Origin of the sequence: Sulfitobacter sediminilitoris (assembly GCF_010667575.1) — a bacterium.
Lineage (GTDB): Bacteria > Pseudomonadota > Alphaproteobacteria > Rhodobacterales > Rhodobacteraceae > Sulfitobacter > Sulfitobacter sediminilitoris.
Window position 1 is genome coordinate 442,521 of record NZ_JAABNT010000002.1, and the last position, 12,378, is coordinate 454,898.

The window sequence follows — 12,378 nt, forward strand, 5'->3', positions numbered from 1 at the left end:
TTCAATTGGCTGAAAGGCTCTCTGCCAAACGCATCAGTTGGATTGCCTCTGCGCGATAGCCGAAAGGATCCGCGCCCTTGGTTTCAGTGGCCAATGCGATGGCGTCGGCATAGGTCCATTCACCTGTGTAGGTGCCGCCGCGAAGAAGCTGCCCGAAGCCCGCGATGGCAGTGGCAAAGGAGGCGCTGCCGCTCACCTCTGTCGCGACAGGCTCTTCGATCAGGGTGCTCGTTTCCGCGCCGGGTGCCTTGTAGCGCAGGCGGAGAAAGGCAAGCTCATCACTGTCGCCGCTTGCCGGGGCTACGGTGCCATAGCGTAGATCGTCATTCAGGATTGCGGAGGAACCTACCGGGGTGACCTCATAGATCGCGGTCACCTGGTGGCCTGCGCCGATGTCCCCGGCGTCAACCTTGTCGTTGTTGAAGTCTTCGCGCTTGAGCGCACGGGTTTCGTACCCGATCAGGCGATACTCCGCGACGGTGGCGGGGTTAAATTCGACCTGTATCTTCACGTCATCGGCAATCGGGAAAAGCGCGCCGCTCAACTGATCGACCAGCACCTTTTGCGCCTCTGTCAGCGTGTCGATATAGGCGGCCTGACCGTTCCCGTTCTGTGCCAGCGCCTGCATGGTCGCATCGTCAAGATTGCCCCGGCCAAAGCCCAGAACGCTGAGGTAGGTGCCGCTTTCACGTTTTTCCGCGATGTAGGCCTCAAGCGCGTCCGGATCACTCAGGCCGACGTTGAAATCCCCGTCAGTGGCAAGGATGACGCGGCTTATCTCACCTTCGGCTGCCATCTGAGCAGCGGTGGCGTAGGCCTGTTGCAGGCCCGCCTGACCTGCGGTCGATCCGCCCGCGCTCAGGTTCTCGAGGGCATTCAGAATTGTACTCCGCTCAGAGGCAGGTGTCGGGGCAAGCACCTGGCCCGCGCTGCCCGCATAGGTCACGATGGCCACCTCATCTTCGGGACGCAGCTGGCCCAGCATCAATCTGAAGCTTTGCTTCAGAAGCGGCAGCTTGTTCGGCGCTTCCATCGAACCTGAGGTGTCGATCAGGAAGACAAGGTTCAGGGGCGGCCTGTCGTCGATCTCAACCGCTGTCCCCTCGATCCCGATTTGCAAAATCTGGGTATCGGGGTTCCACGGTGCTGGCGACACAGAGACCGTCGGTTGAAAAGCCGCATCGCCGTCAGGGGCGATGTAGTCATAGGTGAAATAGTTGATCATCTCTTCCACACGGACGGCATCGCGCGGCGGCAATTGTCCTTGAGAAAGAGAGCTGCGGATCACCGCGTAAGAGGCCGTATCGACGTCGATCGAAAACGTGGAAACGGGGTTCTCGGACGTGACCTTTACGGGGTTCGTCTCTGCGTTGGCAAAAGTTTCCGTATCGGATTCAAACACGATGGCGGGTGGTTCTGCCACGATAAAGCTGGTCGCGGGGTCGCTGCTCATCACGCGGCCCGCAGGAGCGGGGGCGATGGCCATGCTGTCTGCTGCCATCTCAGGTTCGACCAACGGTGCGAGCATTTCTTCTTGTGCTGCACCACTTGTCGCGGCCTTGCTCCGCGTCTGTGCATCGGAGGCTTCCGTAAGAACCGCTGGCTTTGCAGGGGGCAGAGGGGCCTCGGCGCGGTTCTGGGGCATCAGCCGGTCACCCAATGGGGACAACATGGCGATATAGATCGCAACAAGGGCGGTGGTTGCGGTGAGGGCACCGCGTGAGGACATGATTTTCAACACTTTCCGTACTCCTGACATGAGGCCCTTTTCCGGGCGGTCAGAAGTAGGACGTGTGTGCCCCCAGAATTCTTGGAGATTATCGAAATTTTTTCGCGCAAGCGCGATGTTCTCGGCCTTGCGGTCGGGGTCGGGGCGGGGCGTTGCCGCATCCATCATTTGCTTCAGATCGTCGAGGTCGTCGCTCATGGCGTCTCCTCCTGCTGGCGCAGGGCTGCGAGGTGTTTCTTGGCTTCGGATATGCGCCAGCTGATCGTGCCTTCAGATACATTCAGGATCTCGCCGGCCTCACGATGCGTAATGTCATCAAGAACCAGGGCGAGGGTATCACGAAGGTCGTCAGGCAGTGATCGCATGGCTTGACTCAGCCAATCGAGGGCCTCGGCGGTGTCGTCATCCGCTGCGCGTCGGTTAAGTTCCCAAGCGCCCCAGCCTTTGGCCGCATTTGCATGGGTCGCAGCGCGGCGGCGTCGGTCATGGGCGGCATTGACGCAGACCCGATAGACCCATGTGGTAAAACTGGCCTCTGCCCTGAAACCGCGCAGCTTGCCGGGGAGGGCGGCGCAAATGTCCTGGCACAGGTCTTCTGCTTCGGTCCGGGAACCGGTCAGGCGAAAACATAGACGAAACAGACGGTCATACTGCCTTTCAATAAGCGTGGCGAAGGCGGCGGTGTCCCCATCTGAAGCGGCACGGGCCAGCGTGTTGTCATCGGTTTTCATCAGCATCACAAGAGTATGACGCGGCTGGCAGGTCAATCCTTGGCAAGACCGGTGAGAAAGATTTTCGCGGCTGAAAATGCTTCCCGATTTCCGGCGAATCCTTGCTAAAGCAGGGCTGCATTTTGGCGAAGATTCGCCTGAGTGTTCCGGATTTAAGTGAACAATGAAGTCAGTTTCTTTGCATTGATCATGTCAGATGGACAGCGCCGTGGCCGGGCCAGAGATAATGCGTGCGATGCCACGCAATCGGTTGAGCGATGAGGTTCTCATTTAAACGAAGCAAATTCAAGTGGTTAGCAGATATACCCCTCGCGTCGTGTCAGAGTAATCAGCAAGTATCATGCCTCATTCCTGCCATTTTTCCATCGTGTCAGAGCCAGAAATTGATACGCTTTAACAAAATTCGATGTGGGCGCCGCTCGCTCGGGGTCTCTTTTTTGATAACAGGATGGAAACGCAAATGGTGACGCTGAAATTATTGAGCGCTTTGGCAACGACCTCTGTTATGGTCCTCGCTCTCTCTGGACCGGTAAGCGCCGGAGGAGGATCCTACGGTGGCGATGTCTCGAACGGTGACGTCTCGAAGGGGGATGACGGGAAAGATACCGGCGACAAAGGGACGGATAAAGGCGACACCGATACTGATACCGACACAGATACCGATACTGATAGCGACACAGACACAGATACTGACACGGACACAGACACCGACACGGACACAGATACCGACACAGATACCGACACGGATACTGATACTAGTACCGACACGGATACTGATAACGGCAATCAAAGCACGGCGACCGCGCCGAGGGACGGTCCGGTAGGCGAACGGAATATCAAGTCCGCGATAAGCAAAAAATGCTTCATGCCGAACCCCGCGCTGCTGACCTCGCAAGGGTCGCATGTCGGAAACATCACCCGCATCAAGTGTCTGAAGAACGGCCAAGTCGAATATCGCGTTCACCTCGTATATCCGTTCAACTGCGATGCGCGTAAGATGACGCTGCGGGCACAGGGGCGTCCGAAAGAAGGAACGACTGTCCGGCTGCAACTGAACGACAAGCAGATTCACGATCTGATCGAAAAGAATGCCCGCAAATAAACCGACCGGGTTTGGGGAGTAGACCCAAAAAGGTTTTCACGTGGGTGTCCGGCGGTGGGGGGCTGCCGCCGGAAGTATGCAGCAGGGCCGGCACACGGGGGCGTGCCGGCCCAATTTTTTTTTACACGCTCATGCAGACGTATTTCATCTCGAGGTAATCCTCGATCCCGTGGTGCGATCCTTCGCGGCCCAGGCCGGACTGCTTGACGCCACCAAAGGGGGCAACCTCGGTTGAGATAATGCCGGTGTTGACGCCGACGATCCCGTATTCCAGCGCTTCTGCCACCTTGTACACGCGGCTCAGATCCTTGGCGTAGAAGTAGGAGGCAAGGCCAAAGATCGTGTCGTTGGCCATGGCGATGACGTCGTCCTCGTTCTCGAACTTGAAGAGCGGGGCCAAGGGGCCAAAGGTTTCTTCTTTGGACACGGCCATGTCCTGCGTGACGCCTGTCATGATTGTCGGAGCAAGGAAGTTTCCGCCCATCTTTTCTTCAGCTGAGCCCAGGATGATTTCGGCGCCTTTGGACGTCGCATCCTCGATGTGTTCCTTAACCTTTTCAGAGGCATCGGAGTTGATCAGCGGCCCCAGTTCAACACCCTCTTCAAAGCCGTCGCCGACTTTCATCTTGGATACGCGGTCCTTCAGCTTCTGGGCGAAGGCGTCATAGACACCAGCCTGCACGTAGATGCGGTTTGCGCAGACGCAGGTCTGACCGTTGTTGCGGAATTTGCACAGGATCGCACCCTCGACCGCCGCGTCCAGATCGGCATCGTCGAATACGATGAACGGCGCGTTGCCGCCCAGTTCCATAGAGCATTTCATCACCTGATCCGCAGCCTGTTTCAGCAGGATGCGACCGACTTCGGTTGAGCCGGTGAAGGTCAGCTTGCGCACGGCGGGGTTCTCGCAGAATTCCTTGCCCACGGCAGAGGAGGAGGACGACGGCAGCACGTTGAAGACGCCAGCGGGGATGCCCGCGCGTTCAGCCAGAACACCCATCACGATCGCAGACAGCGGGGTTTCCGCCGCGGGGCGTGCCACGAAGGAGCAGCCAGCGGCCAGCGCGGGCGCTGCCTTGCGGGTGATCATCGCGTTTGGGAAATTCCAGGGCGTAATAGATGCCGCGACGCCGATGGGCTGCTTGAGCACCATAATGCGTTTGTCGCGCTGGTGGCCCGGGATCATCTCACCGTAGATACGCTTGGCCTCTTCACCGAAGAATTCGATAAAGCCCGCGCCATAGGCGATCTCGCCCTTGGCCTCGGCCAGCGGCTTGCCCTGTTCGGCGGTTAGGATCGCGCCAAGGTCGTCCTGGTTCTCCATCATCAGGTCGAACCACTTGCGCAGCACGCCCGCACGCTCTTTGCCGGTCCACTTGGCCCATTCCTTTTGGGCCTTCTCGGCATGGCTAATGGCATCCGCCACCTGTGCGCGGCTCAGGTTGGCCACCTTCGCCACGACATCGCCCCGAGCGGGGTTCAGCACGTCAAAAGTCCCATCATCGCCGTCGACCCATGCGCCGTTGATATAGGCGCGGGTTTCAAGCAGGCTGGGGTCTTTTAGAATGGATTTCAGATCGGTTGATTTGGACATGATGTGCCCCTTTCGCTTTTCATTTACGCTGTCCAAACCAAGTATAGAGGGGATTGTCCAGTTCCCTTGTATCTTGTCCGAAATTGATCGTGAGAATCTATGCGCCCGACAGCCCGCCATATGAGTTATCGTCAGCCATGACGTCGAATGCTCCTTCAGAGCGTGCGATGGCGCGGAACGTCCGGCTCTATCCGTGGTTCAAGTTCGCGCAATCATTGCTATTCTGGCAGGCCGTCTGGTTCTTGTATTTCCAGCAGACGCTCTCTCCTGCGGCGGCCATCGCCATGTATGCGGTCTATGATGTCTCTGTCACCGTGCTTGAGGTGCCTTTGGGCCTTTTGTCGGACAAGATCGGGCGCAAGCGGACCTTGATTGCGGCGGGGCTGTCGGGCGCTGCCGGATCGATGCTTATTGCGCTGGGCGATTCGTTCCTCATTTTCGCGCTGGGCCAGGCTGTTATCGGTGCCGGGGCGGCGTTTGCCTCCGGCACGGACAGTGCGACCCTCTATGAATCATTGGCCGCCGCAGGGCGCGAAGACGAGGTCGAGGCCGAAGAAACGCGTGCGCTGCAACATTCGCTCTGGGGTTTCGCGATATCCGCCGCAGTTGGAGGGGCGGTCGCGCTTTGGTCATTTGAGGCGACGTTCTGGGCGGCTGCGGTTGCGATGCTTGTGTCCGCCGTGATTGCATTATCACTGACAGAGCCGCCTCATCAAATGGAGTCTGACATCCCCACCGAAACGCGCGCCGCGTTACGGGCCGCGCTCAATCAGCCGGTTCTGCGATGGATCTTTGTATTGGCGGTTGCGATGTACGGCTTCAGTCATCTGCCTTTCGTATTCGGTCAGCCCTTCATCGCGGCGGCCTTGTCCGAAGTTGGGCTGAGTGCCGAGGCGACGTTGGTCAGTGGCGGCGTGTCCTCTGTGATGATGGGACTGTCGGTTGTCGCGTCGCTTTTTGCGCTGCGTCTGCGGGGACGGATCGGCCTGACGCGGATGCTGCTTCTGGCGTTCGGGATGCAGATCTGTTTGATCCTGGTCCTGACGATCACACAAAGCTGGATTGCGATCGCTGTCCTGTTTCTGCGCATCGTGCCGGATGCCCTGTCACAGCCTTTCAAGATGGGGCGGATCCAGCCTCTCTTGCGTGATGAAGTGCGCGCAACCTATGTGTCGATGCAGAGTCTGGCAGGCAAACTGGCCTTTTCGATCTCCTTGTTGATAGCGGCCGGATCAGCTTCGGACGTGGCAGAGATGCCGCATGCAGATATTCAGATGATCCTTGGCTGGTACGTCGCGGCGGGGCTCGTAATTTGGACAGGTCTAGCGCTGACTGCGCGACGTGCGGGTGTCGATGTAAAATCTCAACCGGCTGTATCAGGCGCGGGGTCTTAGCCCTTTCCAAGCTCGCGAGGTTTTGCCAAACTCAGGCTTGTGGGGATGTAAAGGATAGTAACATTCCCTATATTAAGATTAACATATTGAAAAACAGGGGAACGCAGTGGCGAATTTGGATGCACAGGTGAGGGAATCTCAGGAACAGGTGGCAGAGGCGCAAAACAAGATCGCCGAACTGACCAGCCGAATTGAGACAGCACGCGCCAAGCTGAAGGCGGGCGACGATGTTGAGATCGATATCGAGAACGCCACGCTGGAAGATGTGCATGCCCATACAGAGGTAATGAACGCCAATATCGCCGAGTTGATCATGGGGCTGGATGATGTGACCGCCGGGTTCAGCCGCGATTTCGATGAGATGCGCAACAAGACAGGCTGGGAAACCTTTGTCGGCATCTTTAGCGGGGCCAAGTCTGACAGCATGCGGCAGGAGCGGGTGCGCTCTGCTTCGATCGATGACAAATTGCAGGACCTGATATCAAAGTCAGACACGATCGTTTCGCTGCTTGAAGGGCAGTTGACCATGCTGGAAGAGCAGAAGGTAAAGGTCGAGGGAAACCTGACCGAAACGCTGGACGAGCGGGAGATGACTGTTTCCGAATTGGAAACAATTCGGTCTGACATTCAGGGGATGGACCCGGAGATTATCAAGCTGGAAAACGCGATTGCATCCGAGACAGACGCGGCCAAGCGCACCAAGCTTGAGACGGAGTTGGCTGCCGCCAACACCAAATACAACGCGCTGGTGCAGGAGGAGCAGGTCAAGCTGGCCAAGTCCCAGACGCTGGAGCGCTATATCGAGAAGGGCAAGACCTGGATCGATTCACTTCAGAACCAGGCGGCGACACAGATGGTTCTGATCAACAAGCTTCAAACTGACACCAAGCAGCGTGTTGTCCTCTATGATGCGCTGACTAAATCACTCAAGACCGCGCAGCAGCAGGATGTCGCACACCGGATCAACGAGATCGGTGTGAAGACGGACCAGGAGGCGCAGTCGGCCATGGCGGGGATCGGTGCCGCCACCAATACGCGCATGGCAGAGATGATGGAGAAACACGAGGATCACATGGTATTCGCGCGTGAGGTGCTGGAGGCGAAAGCCAAGGCGGACGAACGGTTCGCGCGCAGGTTCGCCAAGATCGTCGAGAAACACGACAGCAATGCCTACGGAGCCTGAATGAAACTTCTCGAGACACGATATGCCCCTTTGATGACCGCCGGCTGGATGATTGGCGTGCCCCTTGTTCTGGCCTTTTTCGCGGGTGCCGGTGCCGGGACGGTTTTCGATCCGCTGGCGGCTTTTGCCGGGACGGTTTTTTCGATCTTCGGCGGCGCCAGCCTGATCCTTGGGGCGGCACTGCTGCTTTGGACGCTCTGGTCGGCGTGGCGCGCGGGGGAATTGACCGCTTCGAAAGAGTTGAATGGCTGAGCACCGCTCATCGTGCCCCGGCCTTTCGCCGGGACCTTTTCGCGGGTGCCGCGATGGGTGAGCGGCCATCAAAAGCGTCACCTGCCGGGCAGCGGCGCATGTTCATCATCGCTGTATTCTGCCTGTCCACGCTTGCGCACAGCTATCATCTGGCGGGTCGCTGGCTTCATAACGTGTTCGGTCTTCTGCTGGTTTTGCTTTTCGGCGTGGCGGGGTTGGTCAGGGGCGGGCTGGGCAGAGATTTAGGGCCTGACAGGAACCGTTCCGAATGAGCGGTCTGACATGTGACCACGTCGGCCTGTCCGACACCTATTCGTCGCGCCGGTATTTCCGAAAGTTCGAGACGATCATGCAGCACATGCTGCATGTCGCCGGTGTGCTGCGTGCCGAAGGCAAGCTGGACGACGATGAGGTCGACATCTTGACCCGCTATGCCGTCAAGCTGACGCATACCTTCCGGGCGCTTGGCTTCAAGTACCTGCTGGCCGGGCGCGAGACAGGGCGATTCTTCGGCTCGCTCACTATGGACAGCCGGGACAGCGGGTTTCCGGTGGCCGAAGAGATCATGACCATGGCGAACGACGCGCAGCAGGCGGCGGCGCATCTCGATGGGATGGTCAGTGTAGAGGCGCTGAAGGACCAGATGGTGCAGACCATTTTGGGGGAGCGTCAGATACCGACCAAGCTGCAATTCACCCTGTCACAACGGCTTTATTATGAGGAGCTGGTGAAGGGCGATCTGTTCTGGATGCAGAACGATCCGCAGTCGCAATGGCTGGGCAATCTTGCCGGGGGGCGGCGGCAGTTCCGGCTGCATTGGGCCACCTATGACAGTCAGGTGAACCTGCCGGTGATCTACCTGATGGAGCTGGAGGACAGTGGTCGCATCGGCCTGCCCAAGGACCAGCGGCGATGGCCAGAAGTTCAGGCGCATCTGAGCGCACAGGCGCTGGGCGGTCTGAAGCTGTTGACGATTGCCAAGGGGTTCGACGAGGATTTTGACGATCTGCACCCCAAGCGTCTGCGACGGTTTCATGTGGGGCCGATGTATAGTCACGCCTACACGCAGCAGGCCGGACCATTGCGCGATGTCCTGTCCGAAGCGAAGGCACCGGAAGGGCAGGACTGGGCACTGGTCTGGACCGAAGAGGAATTGATCAGCGACAGGGTGATCGAAGAAAAGGCCGGTTGGTTCTCAACCGTGGAGCGTCAGATCTTTGCGCTTGATCCTTTCGCAGCGGCGAATGGCGAGGATTTGGGCGCCACACGACAGGAGCGCAGCATCATTCTGCCGCAACGACCGTTTCAGGTGTTGGAAGAGAAAAAGCCGGCCGGATTTGCGTCGGTGCGGAAATTCGTGGTCAGCCAGACGGGCCGTGTGCTGCAATATTAGAGGTCTTGCCTTTGGCGGGAAAATTTTTGAGCCGGAAAGAGATAGGAGACATCACGCATGAGCCAGACTTCGGACGCGATGGAACTGCGTGAGGAAGATATCGCCAAACATGTCGCGATAGCGCAGGCACTGCTGGAAGGGTTTGATCACGCGCCGCGCATTGGAACGGCGCGGGATGAGGACGCACCTGCCGAGCGGTCTTCGGGGATCGGGACGCGGCGGCGGTTTCGGTCCACGACACCGGGATTGGTCACGCAGCGGCGGGTGCCGGTGGGGGCGGTGCAGCTTATCGCACGGGTCGAGGCCTCGGACGGAGACGATGCGCTGATGTCGCCGTTGCAGGCGACGGTGCTTCACGCACTGCGGCGGGCCATCGCGATTGCCTTGGCGGTGGCAGAGAACGTGGCAGAAGTCTCTGGTCTGGCGGATTTGAAGCGCGCGAACCTGGAGGGAGCCTTGCCCGCGGCGCGAAAGACGGAGTTCAGCGAGTTGCTGGCAGCGGAGGCGCTGGTCACCCTCTACGTCTTCGGAAATGCGACGGCCTATCTGCTGTCCGCACATCTGCCGGAGGCGGCGGTCGAAGTGGGCGATGCGGACGAGGTGCTGACGGACAACGGACAGACGGCCTTGCACGGCGCGCTGTGGGAGCTGGATCAGGACATCGCCGCCCATGCGGGCGACGATGCGCGGTTGGTCGCGACGGTATCGGCCTTTGCCGAAGCCTTGATGGAGAAGGTGGCGCTTCGGGCGCAGACCATGCCGCGTTTGGAGTCTTTCAAGGCGGCGGCGTGGCGGGTGGAGGCGGATGATTTCACCGTGCGGGGGTTTTCTCCGGCGTCGAAGGCGAAATCGACCACCCTGACCATGACCTTCAAGAAGCCGAACGAGGTCGTGGGGAACCATATCGCCAAGTATCAGGCGATAAAGCTCGCCAAGATGCTGATGTGCTATGACTTTGACCGGCGGCTCAATCCCTTTGTCGATCTGGGCGGGTTCATCTTTACCTTCATGGGGGATGGCATGCCGGGGACGGGAAAGACCTTGCTCATCCAGATGATGGCGGGGCTGATCAACGAGTACTGCCAGAATGCGGGCTATCCGTTCCGGTATCAGAACCTGAGCACGGACAATATCGACAGTTACCAGGGCAAGTCGGGGCAGAACGCGAAGGCGTTTATCAACAATATCATCGACCCTTCTGTGATTGGGTTCGGGACGATTGATGACATTGATCAGCTGGCGGGCAAGCGGGGCGACCGGCAGTCTTCGGCGGGGCAGTTGGAGATCACGGCTGTGCTGATGGAGAGTTTTGCGGGGGCGAATACCGTGGTGCGGGGAAATTGCACCTTCGGGATGTTCTCGAACTACCCGGAGAACGTGGATGATGCGTTGCGGCAGCGGGCGGGGGCGCGGTTCCTTGTGGACGGGCCGCAGACGCGGGAGGATTATGTGGATATCCTCTACCTGCTGATGGGCAAGAACCACGATATTCCGCTGGGGGATCACAATGTCTTTGAGGCGCAGGAGATCAAGCGGGCGGTGGCGGCGTCGTTTGAGTCGCACTCGCGACCCCATGAGGAGGGGTTGTTGCGCGTCTATGAGGCGGTGAAGGGCGAGATCGGCGAGTTGGATACGATCAACAAGCTGGGGACGTACCTGAAGGGGATTCAGGAGGCGGATGAGCGGTTCACGGGGCGGGCGATCAAGAACATCACGGACGCGGTGAAGGTGCGGGCGATGGATTTTGAATTGCCGGATGAGTGGATGGAGAAGCCGGAGCTGTTCCTCTTCAAGGGGTACGAGGAGAAGAAGGCGATGATCGCGGAGATGCGCCAGCCGATTACCGTGGAGATGGTGGTGCAGGAGATCAACCGCTACGCAGATTCGGAGTTCCGCTATGCGGACAAGTCGGATGAGGTGGCGATTGAGAATGCCGTGCGGGAAATGGGGCGGATGGAAGAGGCTAAGAAGCGGTTTTTGGGGGGTGAGCGGTGAGTAAGAAACGCTCCAGTGGAGCGTTTCCACCGCGAACGGGCGGAGCCCTGGGAGGAGTTGGACCGTGAGGAAAGAACCGAACGGGTCATACCTTTCTCGGCTGCTCTGGAGCGTAGTTTGTTTGTTTGTGGCTGTCGTTCTGGTCCATAGCGTGAAGATTTGCCCAAACGGCGAAGACTGTGAGACAGTTCTTGATGCTTTCAAGGGTCTTCCGCTCAATGCGATGGGTGACACGCTTGCAGGTATCTTTAGTCCGCTTGCGTTCATTGCAGCCATTGCTGCGCTGCTTCTTCAATCGAAGGAATTGGCTGAAAGCCGGAAGGAAGCGGCTAAGAGCGCTCTGGCTTTGCAGGGGCAAGCATCGATTCTCGAAAAACGGGAAAGAGGTGAAGAATTCGAAGAACTATTAATCGCTATTTCGAATGCCAGCGACCTTGCAGAAGTTGGGTGGCGTTTTGAGGATCAAGGTGATGTGCCAACAGCCTTTGGTAGAAATATGGAGGTAAACCTACACTTTAGGGGAGACGAATATGCGTCGAATGACGAATTGATTGTTGCGTTGAGTAGGCATATTCACGAGGTTGTTTCGAACCTAGAGGACTTCTTTGAAAGGTTCCACTTGCCGGAGAACCCGCGCGTATGGAGTGGGTACAAACCAAGCAAAATACTCGGATACTGCGACCGTATCCAAGCTATCCTCGAGGGTCTTTCACCGGCTAAGCGGCAGAGGTTCCGCAACTTAGAGCTTGAGCAACTTACTGCCTCGCTAAATTCACTCTGCAACAACGAGGAATGGTGGAGAGGGTGACAGGTTTCAAGCGCAATGGGCAAATGGTTCTTGTTTGCATGCTAAGAAAGCGGTGCCCGGACCGTAAGCATCCAACTCGCCCGCAGACTAGAGCCACCACCTCAGCCGGGCCGCGCCCGACCTGGAGGGCGCTTGTCCGGCCTCTGAGCAGCGGTGGCACGTCAAAGCATCCACGTCGCGCAGGCTTCTTGCGACAT

The 12,378-nt window shown here is 58.4% G+C and carries 10 protein-coding genes; 7 read left to right on the forward strand and 3 right to left on the reverse strand.

The features are described 5' to 3' along the window. Position 1: 1 nt before the first annotated feature. Positions 2-1,927, reverse strand: a complete 1,926-nt coding sequence (locus GV827_RS05025) for a vWA domain-containing protein (protein WP_164352594.1) — start codon at positions 1,925-1,927, stop codon at positions 2-4. Further along, positions 1,924-2,460 carry an RNA polymerase sigma factor gene (locus GV827_RS05030; RefSeq protein WP_164352595.1) on the reverse strand — a complete coding sequence of 179 codons (537 nt, stop codon included), beginning with the start codon at positions 2,458-2,460 and terminating at the stop codon, positions 1,924-1,926. Before GV827_RS05030 ends, GV827_RS05025 begins: the two co-directional genes overlap by 4 nt. Before the next feature lie 448 nt (positions 2,461-2,908). On the opposite strand from GV827_RS05030, the gene GV827_RS23325 reads away from it, so the two are divergent. Beyond that, positions 2,909-3,562, forward strand: a complete 654-nt coding sequence (locus GV827_RS23325; RefSeq protein WP_204325716.1) for a hypothetical protein — start codon at positions 2,909-2,911, stop codon at positions 3,560-3,562. Positions 3,563-3,683: 121 nt separating this feature from the next. Here GV827_RS23325 and GV827_RS05040 read toward each other — a convergent pair whose 3' ends face one another. Next, positions 3,684-5,156 (reverse strand): NAD-dependent succinate-semialdehyde dehydrogenase, encoded by a 1,473-nt coding sequence (locus GV827_RS05040; RefSeq protein WP_164352596.1) that lies wholly within the window; start codon positions 5,154-5,156, stop codon positions 3,684-3,686. Between the two features lie 137 nt (positions 5,157-5,293). On the opposite strand from GV827_RS05040, the gene GV827_RS05045 reads away from it, so the two are divergent. From GV827_RS05045 to GV827_RS05075, 6 genes are all read left to right on the forward strand, one after another. Continuing rightward, positions 5,294-6,550: an MFS transporter gene (locus GV827_RS05045; RefSeq protein ID WP_164352717.1), complete on the forward strand. Its 1,257-nt coding sequence runs from the start codon at positions 5,294-5,296 to the stop codon at positions 6,548-6,550. A 106-nt stretch (positions 6,551-6,656) separates the two neighbouring features. Continuing rightward, positions 6,657-7,733 (forward strand): coiled-coil domain-containing protein, encoded by a 1,077-nt coding sequence (locus GV827_RS05050; RefSeq protein ID WP_328823109.1) that lies wholly within the window; start codon positions 6,657-6,659, stop codon positions 7,731-7,733. Continuing rightward, positions 7,734-7,985, forward strand: a complete 252-nt coding sequence (locus GV827_RS05055) for a hypothetical protein (protein ID WP_164352597.1) — start codon at positions 7,734-7,736, stop codon at positions 7,983-7,985. 268 nt (positions 7,986-8,253) lie between these two features. Next, on the forward strand, positions 8,254-9,378 hold the full coding sequence (locus GV827_RS05065) for a hypothetical protein (protein ID WP_164352599.1): 1,125 nt from the start codon (positions 8,254-8,256) through the stop codon (positions 9,376-9,378). A 57-nt stretch (positions 9,379-9,435) separates the two neighbouring features. After that, entirely contained in the window at positions 9,436-11,373 is a 1,938-nt protein-coding gene (locus GV827_RS05070; RefSeq protein WP_164352600.1) for an AAA family ATPase, read from the forward strand. Positions 11,374-11,437: 64 nt separating this feature from the next. Next, a complete protein-coding gene (locus GV827_RS05075; protein ID WP_164352601.1) occupies positions 11,438-12,181 on the forward strand; it encodes a hypothetical protein in 744 nt (247 codons plus the stop codon). Positions 12,182-12,378 lie beyond the last annotated feature (197 nt).